General features: G+C 66.7%; 13 protein-coding genes. 5 read left to right on the top strand and 8 right to left on the bottom strand.

All coding sequences use genetic code 11. The annotated features are described in order from the left end of the window. The first annotated feature begins 4 nt into the window (after positions 1 to 4). The gene (locus ACTIEY_RS19760) at positions 5 to 1,063 is read left to right on the top strand and encodes a cupin-like domain-containing protein (protein ID WP_439520861.1); all 1,059 of its coding nucleotides are present in this window, start codon (positions 5 to 7) and stop codon (positions 1,061 to 1,063) included. A gap of 7 nt (positions 1,064 to 1,070) precedes the next feature. Then, positions 1,071 to 2,429, top strand: a complete 1,359-nt coding sequence (locus ACTIEY_RS19755) for a glutamine synthetase family protein (RefSeq protein ID WP_439520860.1) — start codon at positions 1,071 to 1,073, stop codon at positions 2,427 to 2,429. Here ACTIEY_RS19755 and ACTIEY_RS19750 read toward each other — a convergent pair. Beyond that, positions 2,426 to 5,389, bottom strand: a complete 2,964-nt coding sequence (locus ACTIEY_RS19750; protein WP_439520859.1) for a sensor domain-containing protein — start codon at positions 5,387 to 5,389, stop codon at positions 2,426 to 2,428. The genes ACTIEY_RS19755 and ACTIEY_RS19750 overlap by 4 nt on opposite strands. 261 nt (positions 5,390 to 5,650) lie before the next feature. On the opposite strand from ACTIEY_RS19750, the gene ACTIEY_RS19745 reads away from it, so the two are divergent. Continuing rightward, on the top strand, positions 5,651 to 5,953 hold the full coding sequence (locus tag ACTIEY_RS19745; protein ID WP_086124740.1) for an RNA-binding protein: 303 nt from the start codon (positions 5,651 to 5,653) through the stop codon (positions 5,951 to 5,953). Between the two features lie 173 nt (positions 5,954 to 6,126). Next, entirely contained in the window at positions 6,127 to 7,914 is a 1,788-nt protein-coding gene (locus ACTIEY_RS19740) for a carboxyl transferase domain-containing protein (protein ID WP_439521001.1), read from the top strand. A 12-nt stretch (positions 7,915 to 7,926) separates the two neighbouring features. Here the strand turns inward: ACTIEY_RS19740 and ACTIEY_RS19735 are convergent, their stop codons facing one another. The 3 genes from ACTIEY_RS19735 to ACTIEY_RS19725 are packed head-to-tail and all read right to left on the bottom strand — an operon-like array spanning position 7,927 to position 13,823. After that, positions 7,927 to 8,412, bottom strand: a complete 486-nt coding sequence (locus ACTIEY_RS19735) for a response regulator (protein WP_439520858.1) — start codon at positions 8,410 to 8,412, stop codon at positions 7,927 to 7,929. Further along, positions 8,409 to 12,269: a PAS domain-containing sensor histidine kinase gene (locus tag ACTIEY_RS19730; RefSeq protein WP_439520857.1), complete on the bottom strand. Its 3,861-nt coding sequence runs from the start codon at positions 12,267 to 12,269 to the stop codon at positions 8,409 to 8,411. Before ACTIEY_RS19730 ends, ACTIEY_RS19735 begins: the two co-directional genes overlap by 4 nt. A 51-nt stretch (positions 12,270 to 12,320) precedes the next feature. Then, positions 12,321 to 13,823, bottom strand: a complete 1,503-nt coding sequence (locus ACTIEY_RS19725; RefSeq protein WP_439520856.1) for an FAD-linked oxidase C-terminal domain-containing protein — start codon at positions 13,821 to 13,823, stop codon at positions 12,321 to 12,323. 192 nt (positions 13,824 to 14,015) lie between these two features. Here ACTIEY_RS19725 and ACTIEY_RS19720 point away from each other — a divergent pair, with 192 nt between their 5' ends. Then, the gene (locus ACTIEY_RS19720) at positions 14,016 to 14,438 is read left to right on the top strand and encodes an Hsp20/alpha crystallin family protein (RefSeq protein WP_439520855.1); all 423 of its coding nucleotides are present in this window, start codon (positions 14,016 to 14,018) and stop codon (positions 14,436 to 14,438) included. Positions 14,439 to 14,444: 6 nt separating this feature from the next. Here ACTIEY_RS19720 and ACTIEY_RS19715 read toward each other — a convergent pair whose 3' ends face one another. The 4 genes from ACTIEY_RS19715 to purU form a co-directional block, all read right to left on the bottom strand. Beyond that, on the bottom strand, positions 14,445 to 15,707 hold the full coding sequence (locus ACTIEY_RS19715) for a S1C family serine protease (protein WP_439520854.1): 1,263 nt from the start codon (positions 15,705 to 15,707) through the stop codon (positions 14,445 to 14,447). A gap of 12 nt (positions 15,708 to 15,719) precedes the next feature. After that, positions 15,720 to 16,283 (bottom strand): DUF2846 domain-containing protein, encoded by a 564-nt coding sequence (locus ACTIEY_RS19710; protein WP_439520853.1) that lies wholly within the window; start codon positions 16,281 to 16,283, stop codon positions 15,720 to 15,722. A gap of 82 nt (positions 16,284 to 16,365) precedes the next feature. Further along, positions 16,366 to 17,235, bottom strand: a complete 870-nt coding sequence (locus ACTIEY_RS19705; RefSeq protein WP_439520852.1) for a LysR substrate-binding domain-containing protein — start codon at positions 17,233 to 17,235, stop codon at positions 16,366 to 16,368. An 88-nt stretch (positions 17,236 to 17,323) separates the two neighbouring features. Then, complete coding sequence (gene purU / locus ACTIEY_RS19700; RefSeq protein WP_439520851.1) at positions 17,324 to 18,172, bottom strand: formyltetrahydrofolate deformylase; 849 nt, start codon at positions 18,170 to 18,172, stop codon at positions 17,324 to 17,326. Positions 18,173 to 18,289: the final 117 nt, after the last annotated feature.

Raw genomic sequence — 18,289 nt, 5'->3', positions numbered from 1 at the left:
GCGCATGAGCACCACGCCCGCCATCCCTGCCGCTCCCCGCCCGGTCGATGCCGGGTTCCGCCCACTCGATGCCGGCTGGCGGCAATGGATCGCCGAGAACCGGCTGAGAAACTGCACGCCCGATTCCATGCTGGAGACGATGGTGCAGGCCGGCCTGGACCCGGTCGAATGCGAGCCCGCCATCCGTGCCATGGAGGAAGACCCCGCCTTCCTGGCCGCGCGCCGTTTCCAACAACTGCAGGCCAAGCTCGAATCGGTGGTGGCCAACCAGCAGAAGCTGCGCGAGCTTGATCCGCTGCACGGCCATGTGGAAAAGCGCAGCCGCGTGCCACTGGGTGAGTTCATGGAGAAGTACGTGATCGGCAGCCGTCCCGTGGTGCTGACCGACGTGGCGCGCGACTGGCCTGCGCTGGCGCGCTGGTCACCACAGGACCTTCGCCAGCGCTTCGGCCACCTGGACGTGGAAGTGCAGGCCGAGCGCAGCGCCGACCCGAACTACGAGCTCAACAAACTCGATCACCAGCGCAAGATGCGGCTGGCCGATTTCGTGGACCGTGTGCTGGCCGGTGGCGCCACCAACGACTACTACCTCACCGCCAACAACGAGATGCTCAGCCGTCCGGGGTTCGCGCCCCTGCTCGACGACATCGGCACCTTGCCCGCGTTCTGCGACCGCTCGCAGCTCGCGCGGCGCGCATCGTTCTGGTTCGGGCCGGCCGGCACCGTCACACCGCTGCACCACGACACCATCATGCTCTGCCACACGCAGATCGTGGGCCGCAAGCGCTGGCGGTTCGTGTCGCCGCTGCAGACACCGCTGCTCTACAACCACTTCGATGTCTACAGCCCCGTTGACCTGGACCGCCCGGACCTGGCGCGCTACCCGCTCTTCGAGCAGGCCACCGTGCTCGACGTGGTGGTGGAACCTGGCGAGACGGTGTTCCTGCCGCTGGGCTGGTGGCACCAGGTGAGCTCTCTGGATGTGAGCCTGTCGTTCTCTTTCTCCAACATCGCGGTGCCCAACGAGTACCGCTTCGACAATCCCCGCATCACCAACTGGTAGCCACGCCATGACCCCAGCCAGCCCGACCGCCGACGCCCAGCGCATCCAGCAGTGGCTGGACGAGCACCGCATCACCGAAGTGGAGTGCATCATTCCCGACATGGCGGGGCAGGCGCGCGGAAAGATCGTGCCGCGCCACAAGTACGACCCGGCGGTGGGGCTGCGTTTGCCCGAGGCGGTGTTCGCCATGACGGTCACCGGCGACTACCCGGAGAAGGACTACACCTCCGTGGCCGACCCGGACATGCTGCTCAAGCCCGACCCGGACACGCTGCGGCCGGTGCCATGGGCGAAGGAGCCCACGGCGCAGATCATCCACGACTGCTTTGCCTTTGACGGCGCACCGTTCGCGCTCTCACCGCGCAACGTGCTGCGCCGCGTGCTCAAGCTGTACGCGGACGAAGGCTGGAAGCCGGTGGTGGCGCCCGAGATGGAGTTCTACCTGGTGCAGGTCGAGCCCGACGAGGACATTCCCCTGAAGCCGCCGGTGGGCCGCACGAAGCGCACCGAAGCGGGCATGCAGAGCTTCTCAATGGACGCGATCAACGAGTACGACGACATCTTCGACGTGATGTACGACTGGTGCGAGGCCGAGGGCATCCAGCTCGACACGCTGATCCATGAGATGGGCACCGCGCAGATGGAGATCAACCTCGACCACGGTGACCCGCTGCCGCTGGCCGACCAGGTGTTCCTGTTCAAGCGCACCATCCGCGAGGTGGCGATCCGCCACCAGATGTACGCCACGTTCATGGCCAAGCCCATGCAGGGCCAGCCCGGCAGCGCCATGCACATCCACCAGAGCGTGGTCGGCATCGACGATGGCAGGAACATCTTCAGCCGCGCCGACGGCGAGGCCTCCGACCGATTCCTGCACTTCATCGGTGGCCTTCAGACCTACCTGCCTGCGGCCACGGCGTTCTTCGCGCCCTACGTCAACTCGTACCGACGGCTTTCCCGCTTCACCTCAGCGCCCATCAACCTCAGCTGGGGTTACGACAACCGCACCTGCGGCCTGCGCGTGCCGCATTCAGGTCCGGAGGCACGCCGTGTGGAGAACCGCCTGGCGGGCGTGGACGTGAATCCTTATCTGGCGATCGCGGCCAGCCTGGCGTGCGGGTACCTGGGCATGAAACAGGCGATCCAGCCTACCGAACCGCTCAAGGGCAGCGCCTACGAGCAGCCACACCAGTTGCCGCGGCACCTGGACGACGCGGTGGAAAAACTCATGGCCTGTGCGCCGCTGGTGGAGCTCTTCGGTGAACATTTCATCCAGACCTACAGCGCGATCAAGGAGGTGGAGTACCGCGAGTACTTCGAGGTGATCAGCCCGTGGGAGCGCAGGTTTCTACTCCTGCACGTTTAGGACAGAACCAGCATCCCCGCGGTGGGATTTTGCAGCAGCGCATCCAGCGCCTCGATCGGCAGCGGCTTGGCGAACAGGTGGCCCTGGAACTGGTCGCAACCCTGGTAGGCCAGGAAATCGCGCTGTTCCTGGGTCTCCACACCTTCGGCAACCACCTGCAGGCTCAGGCTCTGCGCCAGCGCGATGATGGCGCGCGAGATGGCGGCATCGTTCGGGTCGGTGAGCACGTCGGCCACAAAGCCCTTGTCGATCTTGAGCTGGTCCAGCGGCAGGCGCTTGAGCACCGAGAGCGACGAGTACCCCACGCCGAAATCGTCCAGCGAGAGTGTCACGCCCAGCGCCTTGAGCATGCCCATCTTGTCGATGGTGATCTCCATGCGGTCGGCCAGCAGGCTCTCGGTGAGCTCGAGCTTGAGCTTGTGTGGCCGGATGCCGGTGCGCGTGATCGCGGCCATCACCATGTCGACGAAGTCCGGGTGGCGGAACTGGCGCACGCTCACGTTCACCGCAATGCTCAGGTTGGCCGTCTGCGCGCGGTCGGCCCAGGCGGCCAGCTGTTCGCACGCGGTCTCCAGCACCCACTGGCCCAGCGGCAGGATCAAGCCCGTGTCCTCGGCCACCGGAATGAAATCGGCCGGCGTCATCAGGCCGCGCTGCGGATGCTGCCAGCGCACCAGCGCTTCCACCCCCGTGATCACGCCCACGCGGTCCACTTGCGGCTGGTAGTACACGACGAACTGCTGCTCGTTGAGCGCCACGCGCAGGTCGGAGCCCACCGTGGCATTGGCGCTCACGGTCGCCTGCATGCCGGGGTCGAAGAAGCACATGGTGTTGCGGCCGAGCGACTTGGCCTGGTACATCGCCAGGTCGGCCTGCTTGAGCAGTTCGCCCACATCGCTCTGCTGGCCGGTGAACGAGGTCACGCCAATGCTGGGCGTGGCGAAATGCTGGTGCCCCGTCAGCTGGAACGGCTCGCGCAGGGTGTTGAGCACTTTTTCCGCCAGCGCGGTGGCCTTGAACGCGGCGGCCTCGGGGTCGGTGCTCAGGTCGTCCACCATCACCACGAATTCGTCGCCGCCCAGGCGCGCAACCATGTCGGTCTTGCGCACGCTCTTGGTCAGGCGCTGCGCGACCTTCTGCAGCAGCTGGTCGCCCATGTGGTGGCCGAGCGTGTCGTTGAGGATCTTGAAGTTGTCCAGGTCGATGAACATCAGTGCGCCGTGCTGGCCCGATCGCGCGCTCGCCGCCAGCGCCTGCTGCAAGCGGTCCAGCAGCAGCTGCCGGTTGGGAAGATCGGTCAGCGCATCGTAGAAAGCCAGGTGGCGGATCATGTCTTCCGCGGTCTTGCGCTGCGTGATGTCTCGACCGACCGCCACCCAGTGGGTGATGTCCTCGGCCGTGGCCTGCACCGAGACCACTTCGAGCTCCACCCAGAACATCGCACCGTTCTTTCGCCTCACCATCAGCTCGGTGCGGGCCTGGCGCGACTGCTGCAGGCTGGCCGCGAGTTCACGCAGCTTGGTGATGGCAGGGTCGAGTTCCAGCAGCATGCGCGGTGTCTGTCCCAGCACCTCCGCACGGGTGTAGCCGGTGTGCTGCTCGAAGGCGTCGTTCACGAAGACGATGCGTGGCTCCTGTTCGTCGCTGCCCGCGCCGGTCTCGGCAATCGCCACGATGTCGTTCAGGCGCGAGACGCTGGTCTCCAGCAGCATGAGCTGTTCCTGCGAGCGGCGGCGCTCCGTGACGTCGCGGAAATAGACCGCGAGGCCTTCGGCAAATGGGTAGGCGCGCACCTCGAGCCACTTGCCCAGGGTCGGGAAGAAATCTTCCAGCTCGACGCGGCGGTTGGTGTGCAGCGACTTGGTGAGCTGGTCCTTGAGGCGCTGGGCGAGCCCGGGGCTGAAGTCGTGCCACACCTCCATGCCCAGCAGGTCGGCCGTCGTCTTCTGCAGCAGCCGCTCGCTCTCCTGGTTGAGGTAGGTGAAGCAGCACTGCCGGTCAAGCGTCACGAAGGCTTCGGTGATGCTGGCCAGCGTGGTGGTCAGCCGCATGGCCAGGCGCAGCGTGTCTTGCTGGGCCTGCTTCTGCGCCGAAATGTCCTGGATGGCTCCCTGGATGCGCGCGATTTCGCCGTCGGCGCGTCGCACGGCCGTGCCCACCGTGCGCACCCATTTGGGCGTGCCCCCATCGATCAGCACCTGGATTTCCTCGTCGAACGATTCACCGTTCTGCGCGCAGCGTTCCAGCCGCTGGCGGATGCCGCTGCGCCACTCCGGCGTGTAGCGCTGCACCATGGATTCCAGATCCTTGACCTGCCCATGTTCGGTGAGGCCGAGGATGGTGGCGAATTCATCGGAGTGCACCACCTTGCGGGTGGACAGCTGCAGCGACCAGCTGCCCGCGCCCGCGGTGTGTTCGGTCAGGTTCAGGCGGCTCTCGCTCTCACGCAGCACGTTGGCGTTGTACTGCTCGATCTGCTCGCTGCGGCGTGCGAGCGCCAGCACACCGGCGGTGTGGCTGGCCAGCACGTGCAGCGCGCTCGAGGCGGACTGCCCCTCGCGTCGGGTGTCCGCATCGAGCATCAGCAGGCCGGCCTGGGCGGAGGCGCCCGACGCCGGCAGGGGAAGCCAGTGCGCGCAGCGCCAGGTGGCGCGGGATGCGCGGCTCTTGCCGCTGGGGGCCAGCACCCATCCCTCCACCGCCGGGTGCGCCAGCAGTTCCGCGCAGGCCGCCAGCGCCACCTGGGCGGCGTCGGGTGCCAGGCCATGGGCACCCAGCACTTCGGCCGGCTTGCGCGCAGCGTCCACCAGCAGGACCGCCCCGGTGTCCGCCAGTTGCGCCGCCAGTTCGGCCACCCGGTCGAATTCCACGCGCTGGTGAAACGCGGGAAACGAACCCGTGCGTTCGAAGGCGAGGTCAGAGACCAGGGGTGCGCGGTTGATGTCGGGTCCTGGACGCATGGTCGGTGGTTGCTCGGTGTGAAGCGGTTGGCAGGCGGATCAACTGGCTGAGCATACAGAGCCCCGGCCCGGGCGTGCGGCCGCTGGCGCGTGGGCAAGCGTGAAGTTCTGCACGTGACTCGCCTGCTTGGCGGAAATTTGTAACTCGCTTGTGAGAATTTGTAGTCTTTGCCCTAACATCGGCACTGGCCAGCGCTCTGGCCGCGCCCTGACAAAGCATCCTTTCTGCCGCAGCCGAACCGAACCTGGAGGGAGTTGATTGTGAGCACACTCGCAGAACTCAGGCAATACAGCGATGTCGCCAGCCTGAAATCCGCGCTGCACCAGTTGTGCAGTGAGTTCGGCCGCATCACGCGGCTGGACATCCTGACCGCCATGCACGAAGGCACCAAGCAGGCGATCTGCTTCCTGCGCATGGAGCGTCCGGAGCAGGAACAGGTGCTGATGAAGAGCCTGGGCGTCGGGCGATTCGGCGGCGAAGTGGTGTTCGTGCTCAACCTGAACATGCCGGTGACGGCGGAAGAGGGCCCCTCGTCGCAGTGGGCCGACTCGGACATTTATTGATACCCCCCGCGTCGCCTTCGGCGCCTCCCCCCTGTAGGGGGGCGACACCTGGCGACACCTGGCGCCGGCAGAGCCGGACCCTCGGTGTCTCTGGATTCGCTCCCCCTCCGTTCCCTGTCTCTTGATTGACCTGCGCGTGCCGGGTGGCCGCGCAGAATCTGCGCATGGACTCCTTGCGCTCGCCCCTTGCTGCCCAGATCGTTCAATGGCTCGTCGCGCCGGGGGACGTGGTGCGCGCCGGCGATGTGCTGGTGGTGCTGGAGGCGATGAAGATGGAGCACGAGGTGCGTGCATCTGGCGGCGCGCGCGTGCTGGAGTTGGTCTACGCAGCGGGTGAAGCTGTTCAGGTGGGTGATGTGCTGCTGCGCTCGGAGCCGGCACAACTGGCCAGGCCGAAAGACAACGACGCAGCGCAGCAGGCTGCATCGACGGCGCCGCGAGCTGACCTTGAACGGCTCATGGAACGTCTGGCCTTCACGCTGGACGCGGCGCGCCCCGACGCAGTGGCGCGTCGGCATGCGCTGGGCCAACGCACCGCACGGGAGAATGTGGCCGACCTGTGCGACGAGGGCAGCTTCCTCGAATACGGCGCACTCGCCGTGGCCGCGCAGCGCAGCCGCCGCAGCGAGGAAGACCTGATCGCCCACACGCCCGCCGACGGCATGGTCACCGGCATCGGTTCGGTGAATGGCCAGCGCACCGTGGTGATGGCCTACGACGCCACCGTGCTGGCGGGTACCCAGGGCATGCGCAACCACCAGAAGACCGACCGTCTGCTGGGCATCGCCCTCGACCAGCGTCTCCCCGTGGTGCTGTTCGCAGAGGGTGGCGGCGGGCGGCCCGGCGATACCGACATGCCCATCGTCGCAGGCCTGCACGTGGGCACCTTTGCCGCTTTTGCGCGCCTGAGCGGCCAGGTGCCGGTGGTGGGAATCGCCAGTGGGCGCTGCTTCGCCGGCAACGCTGCGCTGCTGGGTTGCAGCGACGTGGTGATCGCCACGCGCGGCAGCAACATCGGCATGGGTGGCCCCGCCATGGTCGAAGGCGGCGGCCTGGGGCGCTTCAAGCCCGAACAGATCGGCCCCAGCGAGGTGCAGCAAGCCAACGGGGTGATCGATGTGCTGGTGGACGACGAAGCGCAGGCCGTGACCGCCGCGCGCCACTACCTGTCTTTCTTCCAGGGCAGGCAGGCCGGTTGGACCGCGCCCGATGCGCTGGCGCTGCGCGAGGTGGTGCCTGAAAACCGGCTGCGCGTGTACGACAGCACCGCGGCCATGGCCGGACTGGTCGATGTGGGCAGCCTGCTCGCGTTGCGCACCGGCTTTGGCGTGGGCATCCACACCGCGCTCGCCCGCATCGAAGGCATGCCCGTCGGGCTGATGGCCAGCAACCCGCTGCACCTGGGCGGTGCCATCGACCCGGATGCCGCCGACAAGGCCGCGCGCTTCATGCAGCTGTGCAACGCCCATGGCCTGCCCATCGTCAGCCTGGTGGACACGCCGGGCTTCATGGTGGGCCCGGACACCGAAGCCCGCGCACAGGTGCGGCACGCGAGCCGCCTGTTTGTGGTAGCGGCCAACCTGCGGGTGCCGTTCTTCAGCGTGGTGCTGCGCAAGGGCTACGGCCTGGGTGCCATGGGCCTCACCGCCGGGGGGTTCCACGCCCCGGTGTTCACCATCGCCTGGCCCACGGCCGAGTTTGGCGCCATGGGGCTGGAGGGCGCCGTGAAGCTGGGCTACCGCAAGGAACTGGAAGCCGAACCCGAAGGACCGCCGCGCGATGCGCTGTTCGAACAACTGCTGGCGCGCCAGTACGCCAGCGGCGCCGCGGTTCCGATGGCGACCACGCTGGAGATCGACGCGGTGATCGACCCGGCGCAAACGCGGGTCTGGCTGGCAGGGGGTTTGTCGGGAGCCGGGGTGGCCGAGCCGCGCGCGGCCCGTTTCATCGATCCCTGGTGATCCCGGCGGGCCTTACATCAGGTCGCCGAAACCGGTGGTGCGCACGCCCGCGCCCGGCAATTGCGGCGCGGTCTGGTTGATGTTGATCCAGAACTCGCACACGTGTTTCATGGCGCTGAGGAATTGCGAGAACTCGGTGGGCTTGGCAATGTACGCGTTGGTGCCGGCGTCGTAGGCGCGCAGCAGGTCGCTGGGTTCGGTGGAGGAGGTCAGCACGACCACGGGGATGTGGTGCAGGTTCTCCGAACCCTTGATTTCCCGAAGCGCGCCGATGCCGTCGAGCAGGGGCATCTTGAGGTCCAGCAGCACCAGCATGGGGTTGCTGCCCGATCGGTTCATGAAACCGTTGCGTCGGTGCAGATAGTCCAGCGCCTGCATGCCGTCGGAGACGTGCGTCACACGTCCGTCGAGCCCATGGCGCGCCAGCGCCAGCTTGGTCAGTTCGGCATCGTCGGGGTTGTCCTCGACGAGCAGGATGGCATCGGCATTTTTGGTCATGATTCCAGAGCGGCTGGCATGGAGTCCATGGGGGACTCGAACCCGTGAGGGCCTTCAAATGGGAGCGAGAAGTAGAAAGTACTGCCTTCACCAAGCTGGCTTTCGGCCCAGATGCTGCCCCCGTGGCGCTCGATGATGCGCCGGGTGAGTGCAAGACCTATGCCAGTGCCCTCGAATTCCGAGGCCCGGTGCAGGCGCTGGAAAACGCCAAACAGTTTCTGGGCGTATTTTGTGTCAAAACCCACACCGTTGTCACGGACAAAGAAGGTGTAGCCGACCACGGGATCCACGCTCCAGCCCACTTCGATGCGCGTTCGCTCGCGCGGACGGGTGTATTTGTAGGCGTTGCCCAGCAGGTTCGCCCAGACTTCGCGCAGCAGGAGTGCATCGCCCTGCACCACCGGCAGGTCGGGTGAGACCACCCAGTCCACCACCCGGCCCTCGGTGTCGTGACCGAGCTGGCCCACCACCGCGTCCACCAGCAGCGTGAAGTCCACCGGCGTCAGGTTCACGGCCGAGCGGCCCAGGCGGGAAAACGCCAGCAGGCCGTCGATGAGCTGGCTCATGTGGCGTGCCGAATTGCCGATCGTGCTGAGGTAGCGGGCGCTCACCTCGTCGCACTGGCCGCCCAGGTGTTCTTCCAGCAGGCTCACGAAACTGGAGATGTGGCGCAGCGGCGAACGCAGGTCGTGCGAGACCGAGTACGAGAACGATTCCAGGTCCTTGTTGGCCGCCAGCAATTGCTCGGTGCGTTCCACGACCCGGTTTTCCAGTTCGTCGTTGATGTTGCGCATCAGGTCGTCGAGCCGCTTCGCGTCGGTCATGTCGCGGTTGATCTTGGCGAAACCGCGCAACTCGCCGCCGTCGTCGCGCAACGCGATCAGCACCGAGTGGGACCAGTACTGCGAGCCGTCTTTGCGGGCGTGCCAGTTGTGAAGTTCGTGCTGCCCGCGCGAGGCCGCCAGCCGCAGCATCTGGTTGGCGCTGACCTTGCCGTGCTCGGGGTTCACGGGGTCGAACAGCACACCGTAGTGCCGGCCCACCATCTGGGTCGGCGAGTAGCCGTCCATGCGCTGGGCACTGTCGGTCCAGTCGGTGATGATGCCTTCGGCGTCCATGAAGAAGATGCAGTAATCGCGCAGGTTGTCCACCATCAGACGGAACCGCTGCTCGCTCTCCAGCAGTTCGGCCGAACGCTCGCTGATGCGCTGCTCCAGCTCCTCGTTGAGGTGGATCACGCGCTCCTCGATGCGCTTGCGTTCGGTGATGTCGATGATCTGCACGAACAGGCCCTTGATCCGGCCTTCGTTGCTGTCGGGCAGGTAGTTCACGCTCACGAAGATTTCGCCCCCGTCCGCGGTGGGCCGCCAGGTTTCGAAGTGCTGCGGCTGACCGGTGAGCGCGGCCTGCATGCGGGGCCGGGTTTCGGCCCAGACCTCGGGCCTGATGCATTCACTGACGTGGCGTCCGACGATGTGCTGGGGATCCATGCCATAGACACGCAGGTGCTCGGCGTTGGCGAACCGGAACACCAGCCCGTCGTCGACATAGGCGATCAGGCCCGGCACGTGGTCGGTGATGGTCTGCAGGAACCGCTGGCTGTCCCGCAGGGCGGTCTCGGCGGCCTTGCGCCGTGTGATGTCCACCACCGTGGTGTTGCTGCGCAGGAAGCGGCCCTGGGCATCGCGCACGGCCGACGACGACAGCAGGGCGTGGAAGGTGCTGCCGTCGCGACGGCGCAATTCGTACTCCGCCGCGTCCAGCGCATCGTCCTGCAGGATCTTCTGCATCCGGTTGTCGAGCAACGCAGTGTGCTCCGGCATCATGATGTCGCGGAAATTCATCCGGCCCACGACTTCTTCGCGCGAATACCCGAGCCATTCGAGCTCGGTGTCGTTGACCGAGACGAAGTGGCCGTTGACGTCGAGCGAGTGGTACCCGCAAGGCGCGTGGTTGTACAGCGCACGCGACTGCAGCAGGGCTTCGTTGAGCTGGAGGTTGGCCTGGTTGACGCGGTCCTCGGACGCCTTGCGCTCCGAGATGTCGATCATCTGGATGATGATGCCCTGCACCTGGCCGTCCTGCCAGTAGGGTGTGTACTCGATGCTGGCGTAGAAGCGGTGACCATCGGGGAACGCGCGCTCGCCTTCGAAGCGCTGGATCGTGCCTCCCAGGGCCGCCTTCAGGTGCGCCTGTGCGGACTCGAAGTCCTGCGGACGCGCAATCTCGCGCAGATGCCGGTCCACCAGCCTGTCGATGTCGCCGTCGACCCAGCGGGCGTAGCTGGCATTGGCGAAACGGCAGATCAGGTCGCGATCGAAGAAGGCCAGCTGCACCGGCACGCTGTTGGTGATGGCCTGCAGGAAATTGCGCTGCGCGGCGAGCGCGTTCTCGGCAGCCTTGCGTGCGGTGATGTCGATCACCGTGCTGTTGCTGCGGATGAACTGGCCCTGGCGGTCGAACACGGCGGTGCTGTTGAGCAGCGCCAGGAAGGTGGTGCCGTCGCGACGGCGCATGGTCACTTCGATCGGTTCGAGCTTGCCGTCGCGCATGAGCCGCTGCAGCCGATCCTCCGATGCATCGATGTCGCTCGTGTTGAAGACGTCGCGAAAGCTCAGCCGGCCCACCACGTCTTCGCGCTCGTAGCCCAGCCAGTCGAGTTCGGTGCGGTTCATCAGCACGAACACGCCCTTGGCATCGACCGAGTGGTAGCCGCAGGGCGCCTGGTTGTAGATCGTCTGCGCGTCGCGCAACGCCAGCGCAATGCGTTCCTTGGCTTCGGCGAGTTCGTCGGTTCGCTCGCGCACGCGCTGCTCCAGCACCGTGTTGAAGCGCTGGATCTCTTCCTGCTGCTCGTGCAGCGAGGTGATGTCGCGCGACACCGCCAGCAGCATGACCGCGCGGCCCTGTGCATCGCAAATGGGCGTGACCATCGTGTCCCACCACTTGGGCGTGCCCTTGAACGTGGTGCCGTAGGCCACGAAGCGGGCGCTCTTGCCTTCGCGCGCACCGTCCACCGCCTCCCTGGCGAGCAGCGCTCCGTCCTCCGGCCACCAGGTGGACCAGTCGCTCAGCCGGACCTGGTCGAAATCGTCGACCTCCACCAGCCGGCAGCCCTGCGCTGTCATCTGCACCACGCGGCCCTGCAGGTCGAGGACCTTGGTGCAGTCCGGGCTGCTGGCAATGATCTGACGGTTGAGTTCGTCCTTGATGCGCGCGTCGGCCTCGAGCGTGCGCATGGGGGTGATGTCCTGCACGAAGCCGAGCTGGCTGGTGAGCGCGCCGCTGGCGTCGCGCAGCGGCGCGTTGCGCACCAGCACATGAATCACATCGTTGCCCGGTCGCACCAGGCGGAATTCCACGCTCAGGCCATCGCCGCGCGAGACCGCCTGCACCCAGTGTTGCTGCACCCGCTCCAGGTCGTCCGGGTGCACGCGGCTGAGCCAGCCGAAGTTGGGAAAGTCGCGGCGTTCGAGGCCAAAGATGGTCTGCAGTTGCTCGTCCACATGGGTGAGCACGCCGGCGTGGTCGGTGCGGAACACGCCGATGGGAAACACGCTGGCCAGGGCCGCGAACAGCGCTTCGTATTCGAGCTGCGCGTTCTGCGGGTTCTGTTCGGCGGGCTCGTCGAGTGCGGACTCCAGCGCCAGTGGCAGCGGCGCGTGCAGACCGTGCACCACGTGATCGCGCGTCGAGCCCTGGCCGCTGAGCACTTGCGCGTAGCTGCGGCGAAGGTGTTCGTTCTCCGCGCGCAGCGTCTCGAGTTCGAGCAACAGGGCACGCTCACGCTCCTGAGCCGCTCTGTCAGGCCGGTGCGTGTCAAGACGTCGGTCTTGCGAGGGAAGGAGCGCGCTCATTGAGCGCAACTGTACTCCAGGGGGCTATTTGTCAAGCGTGATATTTGACAGTCAGAAACGCGGCAGTTCCGGATGGGAAATCGCGCCTGCGCGCACCAGCATGCGACCGTATTCAGCACAACGTTGCAGCGTGGGAATGACCTTGCCCGGGTTCAGTAGCCCTTTGGTATCAAACGCGCGCTTCACCGCAAACATCTGCGCGTTCTCTTCGGCAGAGAACTGAACGCACATGCTGTTGAGTTTTTCCACACCCACGCCGTGCTCGCCTGTCACGGTTCCGCCCATGGCCACACTGGTTTCCAGGATGTCGGCGCCAAACAGTTCACAGCGGCGAAGCTGGTCGGCGTCGTTGGCATCGAACAGGATCAGGGGATGCAGGTTGCCGTCGCCCGCGTGGAACACGTTGGCACAGCGCAGCCCGTATTTCTTCTCCATCGCGGCAATCGCCAGCAGGATGTCGGCCAGCCGCTTGCGCGGGATGGTCGAGTCCATGCACATGTAGTCGGGACTGATGCGACCGCTGGCGGGAAACGCGTTCTTGCGCCCGCTCCAGAAACGCAGCCGCTCGGCCTCGTCGCGGCTCACGGCGATGGCGGTGGCGCCGCAGCCGCGCAACACCGCGCTCATGCGTCCGATTTCTTCTTCCACCTCTTCGGGTGTGCCATCGCTCTCGCACAGCAGGATGGCCTCGGCCGTCAGGTCGTAGCCGGCGTGCACGAAATCCTCCACCGCAGCGGTCATGGGCTTGTCCATCATCTCCAGCCCGGCAGGGATGATGCCGGCGGCGATCACCGAGGCCACGGCGTCGCCGGCCTTGCGGATGTCGTCGAAGCTGGCCATGATGCAGCGCGCCAGCAGCGGCCGGGGCACCAGCCGGACGGTGACCTCCGTGGTCACGGCCAGCATGCCCTCGCTGCCGATCACCAGCGGCAACAGGTCGAGCCCCGGTCCGTCGAGTGCTTCGCCGCCAAAGGTGACGGGCTCACCTTCGACCGTGAAACCGCGCACCGACAGCACGTTGTGGAGCGTCAGGCCGTACTTCAGGCAGTGCACGCCGCCGGAGTTCTCGGCCACGTTGCCGCCGATGGTGCAGGCGATCTGGCTGCTGGGGTCGGGAGCGTAGTACAGGCCATGCGGCGCAGCCGCTTCCGAAATGGCCAGGTTGCGCACGCCGGCCTGCACCACGGCCGTGCGCGAACGCGCATCGATGTGCACGATGCGGTTGAACTTGGCCAGCGAGAGCGTCACACCTTGCGTGTGCGGCATCGCGCCACCCGAGAGGCCGGTGCCCGCGCCGCGCGCCACCACGGGCACGTCCAGCCGGTGGCAAGCCTTGAGCACCGCGGCCACCTGGGTCTCCGTCTCCGGCAGCGCCACCACCAGTGGGCGGGCGCGGTAGGCGGTGAGGCCATCGCATTCATAGGGCACGGTGTCTTCGGCCTGCCAGAGCAGCGCGTGCGCCGGCAGCACCGCCTGCAGCGCGCGCACGACCTCCGCCTGGCGTGCTGCACGCTGCACATGGCTGATCTCGGGGGTGTGGGTCGGTGCGTTCATGGCGGCGGGAGGTGAAAGGCTCGGGCCAGTTTATGCCAGTGGTGGCTGCACGGGTTGAAGAAACTTCCACGGTTGCGTGAATGGCGACGACGGCCGGGCTCTTGAAATCCGGTGCACCCGACATCAGTTTCTGTCCATGCCAGGCGCAGCCCGCGCCCGACGGCATCCAACCCCATTTCAAGGAGTCTTGCCATGAACAGCCTGATTGCACGCCGCGGTCTTCTCGACGATTTCTTTCGCGATGTCGGCCCCGGTTTCTACGTCAAACCCCTGCACGGCGATGCCCTGCCCACGCAGATCCGGATCGATGTGAAGGAAACGCCTGAAGCCTATGCCGTGGAGGCCGAAGTCCCGGGCGTGGCGCGCGAAGACATCCAGGTCACCGTCGACGGTGGCATCGTCACGCTGCGCGCCGAAGTCAGGCAGCAGGACCGGCAGACGGACGGGTCCAAGGTGCTGCGCAGCGAACGCTTCTACGGAGCCGTGAGCCGCAGTTTCCAGTTGCCGCAGGACATCGACAACGCGGCCTCTCGCGCGAAGTACGAGAACGGGGTGCTGCAGCTCACGCTGCCCAAGAAGGCGGCCTCGACCAGCCAGCGCCTGACCATCGAGTGAAGCGGTTCACTCCGGGCGGATGCTGGTGAGTTCGAACACTTCATCCACATAGAACGCGGACAGGCCAAATCCGCCGCGGGTGCGTGCGTCAAAACGCACCACCCGCCCGATCTCGGGCGCGTACCAGGCGTTGGCCTCGTAAGTGCCCGATGAATACCCCAGCGCGCTGAGGTCGCGCTGGGTGTGCCCCCTGAAGGTCACCCGCACAATTGCCAGCTCGCGGTCGCCCAGGCGCAGGGTGGATTCTTCCGCCGCCTGCGCCGTCAGCTTCATGGTGACGTGCTTGTCGGTCGACGGGATCTTGTAGTCCAGTTGCCAGGTGGCGCCCCGCTCGGGCACCTTGGTGATCCATCCGCCCGGTGGCATGGCGAAGTCGTACTCGCCGCCGATGGCCTGACCGCGTGTGATCACCTCGCCGTTGGCGCGTTCCACGCGGCTGCCCTGGTTGAAGATGCGGGTGTCGCCTTCGGTGCGGTCGAGTTTGTAGACCACCGTCTGCGTGTTGCCGGTCAGGCGGTCGCGCAGCTTGTACTCGAACACGCGGTCGCCGGTGGGCGCTGCGGCGGCGGCGGTCGCCTGGGCCAGGCTGGTGGCCTTCTGGCGATCCTTGCGGGCCGCGAGCGCGGCCTGCGCGCGTCCAGGCACCTCGGCGATCCACGTGGCGGGCAGCGCAAAGTTCAGGTTCTGGCCTTCCTTGATGTAGTACGTGGTGATGCCGATCAGACGGCCTTGCGCATCGAAGAGGCCGCCACCACTGGAACCCGCCGAGATCGGCACGGTGATCTGCAGGGCGACGAAGTCGTTGGTGTCACTGCGGCGGATGCCCGAGAGCAGGCCGTCGCTGATGGTGGTTTCCAGGCCGCGCGGGTTGCCGATGGCGTAGACCCGCGAACCCACACGCAGGCTTTCTGCGGGCGCCATCGTGACAGCCGGTGCCGTGAAGTTCGCCACCTTGAGCTGGCACAGGTCGCGCTCGGTGTCGGGGTGCTCGAGCGTGGCGCCGTACGTGACGTTCTCTCGTGAGACCGTGACCCGCTTCGCCCTTGCCAGCACGTGGCAGTTGGTGATGAGCGAGCCCGCGCCGATCACCACCGCACTGCCTTTGGCCATGAGCCGGTCGGTGTCGTCGTGCGCATTCACCACCCAGACGCTGGGGGCCACGCGCTCGAACAGCACCTCGGGCGCCAGGGGGGTGGAAGGCTGGGCCTGGGCCACTGAGGTGGCGCAAGCCAGCCAGAGGCTGGAGACCAGCAGGGAACAGCGGGACATGGTGCTTTCCTTTCAGCGCGTGGGCAGCAGCCCGCTCAGATCGTCCAGCGTCACCTGGCCGGGCGGAGCTGCGCGTCCTGGCGCGGGACCTGTGGGCAGCGCGGCGTCGGCCTGTCGACCGCGTGCCTGCCCGGCGACCAGGGGCACCGACCCTGTGTAGGCCAGGGCGGCGAGTTGGGGCATGGCCGTGGCGGGGCTCTGGACCGTCAGCCGCGGCTGACCCACGAACAGGCCCATGGAAATACCGACCTGGACGAAAACCGTGGCGCCATCGGCGAGCTCCAGATCCGCGGTGGCCCGCACCTCGGTGGCTACGGTGAGCGTGTAGCGGCCAGCGGCTCGGTCGACAAAGAAGAAGCCCTCAGGCTGGGCCTTGCCGATCAGCTCGCCGTTGAGCCTCACCTCGGGCTGGACCGCCGCACCCATGCCGGCCGGGCGGTACACCAGCACGCGGCCGTAGCCGGGCCGCAGGCTGGGAAAATTCGACTCGACTTCGGCGTAGCGCGGGCCTGTGGCGGCACAACCGGTCAACACCACCACCGCTGCCAGCAGCAGCCATCGAAAACTTCGACACATGTTCAGCTCCCCTCGGTATCGAGCGAGGAGAATGTAACACCATGTTACGCATTGGTGTAGCCCGCGCCCCCGGCAAGGGGATTTAGGTCACGCTGTGGCGCAGCCACTCGGCAAAGGCCGCGCACTCCCAGCGCTCCATGGTGCCGGTGCGCCAGCACAGGTGGTGGGCGTGAGGGCTGGGCACGCGGCGCTCGTACAGCGGCACCAGCGTGCCGTGTTCCAGCCACGGCGCCGCCAGTTTCAGCCGGACCAGGGCCACCCCCATGCCGGCGGCGGCCGCATCGCACATGAGGCCGATGTCGTTGAACTGCGAACCCTCGGTGGGCTCAGGCCAGTCCAGGTCGTGTGCCGCGAACCAGGTTCGCCAGGGCTCCAGCGGGCTGCGCAGCAGCGGCAGGCCTTCCAGGTCGCGCGCCGAATCGAAGGGACCGTGCTCACGCGCAAACGACGGGGCGGCCAGCGGCGTGACGTCATCCTTCATCAGGCAGACATGCTCCACGTCCGCATAGCGGCCGGTGCCAAAGCGCACCGTCAGGTCCGCGTCCTCCGCCACCACGTCGAGCAGCGGGATGCTGACCTGCAGCGTGAGGTCGATCTCGGGGTAGCTGTCAATGAACTGCTTGAGCCGCGGCAGCAGGATGGAGCGGGCGAACGTCGGCGTGACCGCCACCCGCAGCTTGCGCCGGCCCGGGGCGGCGGCCTGACTCGGAAAGCGTTGCAGCGAGGCCAGGCCTTCGCGCACATGCGCCAGGTATTCGCTGCCCTCGGTGGTGAGCGAGAAGTCGGCCCGGCCAAACAGCTTGGTGCCCAGGATCTGCTCGAGCTGGCGCACGCGGTGGCTGACCGCACTGGGCGTGACGTTGAGCTCTTCCCCCGTCTGCGTGACGCTGCGCAACCGCGCCAGCGCCTCGAAGGTGAGGAGGCACTGGATCGGCGGAATGCGAAGGGTCATGGAAGAGCCGCCGCCGGGCCGCTCCCAAGGCGGCTCAGCCCCCTTGGGGGGCAGCGACCCGCGCAGCGGCGGAGCGTGGGGGCTGGGTTCACTTGAACACCACGGTCTTGTGGCCGTTGAGCAATACCCGGTGCTCGCTGTGCCACTTCACCGCGCGTGCCAGCACCTGGCTCTCGGTGTCCCGGCCCAGGGAAGTGAGGTCTTCCACGGTGTCGGTGTGGTCCACGCGCGCCACGTCCTGCTCGATGATCGGACCTTCGTCCAGATCGGCCGTGACGTAGTGGGCGGTGGCGCCGATCAGCTTCACGCCCCGGTCGTGCGCCTGGTAGTAGGGCTTGGCGCCCTTGAAGCTGGGCAGGAAGCTGTGGTGGATGTTGATGGCCTTGCCGGAGAGTTCGCCGCACAGCTCGTTGCTCAGGATCTGCATGTAGCGCGCCAGCACCACCAGCTCGGCGCCTTCGCCGCGGATGATCTCCAGCTGCTTCGCCTCGGCCTGCGCGCGCGTGGCCGCGGTCACGGGGATGTGATGGAACGGCACGTTGTAGCTCGCCGCGAGCTGGTAGAAGTCGCGGTGGTTGCTCACGATGGCGCGGATGTCCAGCGGCAGCAGGCCGCTTTTCCAGCGGAACAGCAGGTCGTTGAGGCAGTGGCCTTCCTTGCTCACGAAGATCACCGTGCGCACGGGCTCGGCCAGCGGATGCAGGCTCCATTGCATGGCGAAGGTGTCGGCGAACACACGCAGGTGCACGCGAAGATCGTCCTGTGTGAGCTGCGCACAGGCGAACTGCACGCGCATGAAGAACAGGCCGGTGTCGTGGTCGTTGTACTGCGCGGCCTCTTCGATGTTGCCGCCGTGCTCGAACAGGAAGCCGGAGACCGCGTGCACGATGCCGGGACGGTCCGGGCAGGACAAGGTGAGGACGTAGGTGTGTTGCATGGCCCGCGCATTGTCGCAGCAGCGCCCGGTGGGCCTGCCTTTCAGCGCGGCAGTGGCGCCATGAAAGCTCCTGGCCAGTGACACAATCCGGGCGTTGAACACTTTTGTTTGAGGAGA

Origin of the sequence: Hydrogenophaga sp., from assembly GCF_051858985.1 — a bacterium.
In the GTDB taxonomy this organism is placed as follows: Bacteria; Pseudomonadota; Gammaproteobacteria; order Burkholderiales; family Burkholderiaceae_C; genus Hydrogenophaga.
This window is presented reverse-complemented; position numbering and strand designations above follow the sequence as displayed.

Excerpts from the sequence above, each read along its gene's own strand:
- ACTIEY_RS19760 (WP_439520861.1), top strand. The coding sequence starts at position 5 with ATGAGCACCACGCCCGCCATCCCTGCCGCTCCCCGCCCGGTCGATGCC.
- ACTIEY_RS19755 (WP_439520860.1), top strand. The coding sequence starts at position 1,071 with ATGACCCCAGCCAGCCCGACCGCCGACGCCCAGCGCATCCAGCAGTGG.
- ACTIEY_RS19750 (WP_439520859.1), bottom strand. The coding sequence starts at position 5,389 with ATGCGTCCAGGACCCGACATCAACCGCGCACCCCTGGTCTCTGACCTC.
- ACTIEY_RS19735 (WP_439520858.1), bottom strand. The coding sequence starts at position 8,412 with ATGACCAAAAATGCCGATGCCATCCTGCTCGTCGAGGACAACCCCGAC.
- ACTIEY_RS19730 (WP_439520857.1), bottom strand. The coding sequence starts at position 12,269 with ATGAGCGCGCTCCTTCCCTCGCAAGACCGACGTCTTGACACGCACCGG.
- ACTIEY_RS19725 (WP_439520856.1), bottom strand. The coding sequence starts at position 13,823 with ATGAACGCACCGACCCACACCCCCGAGATCAGCCATGTGCAGCGTGCA.
- ACTIEY_RS19720 (WP_439520855.1), top strand. The coding sequence starts at position 14,016 with ATGAACAGCCTGATTGCACGCCGCGGTCTTCTCGACGATTTCTTTCGC.
- ACTIEY_RS19715 (WP_439520854.1), bottom strand. The coding sequence starts at position 15,707 with ATGTCCCGCTGTTCCCTGCTGGTCTCCAGCCTCTGGCTGGCTTGCGCC.
- ACTIEY_RS19710 (WP_439520853.1), bottom strand. The coding sequence starts at position 16,283 with ATGTGTCGAAGTTTTCGATGGCTGCTGCTGGCAGCGGTGGTGGTGTTG.
- ACTIEY_RS19705 (WP_439520852.1), bottom strand. The coding sequence starts at position 17,235 with ATGACCCTTCGCATTCCGCCGATCCAGTGCCTCCTCACCTTCGAGGCG.
- purU (WP_439520851.1), bottom strand. The coding sequence starts at position 18,172 with ATGCAACACACCTACGTCCTCACCTTGTCCTGCCCGGACCGTCCCGGC.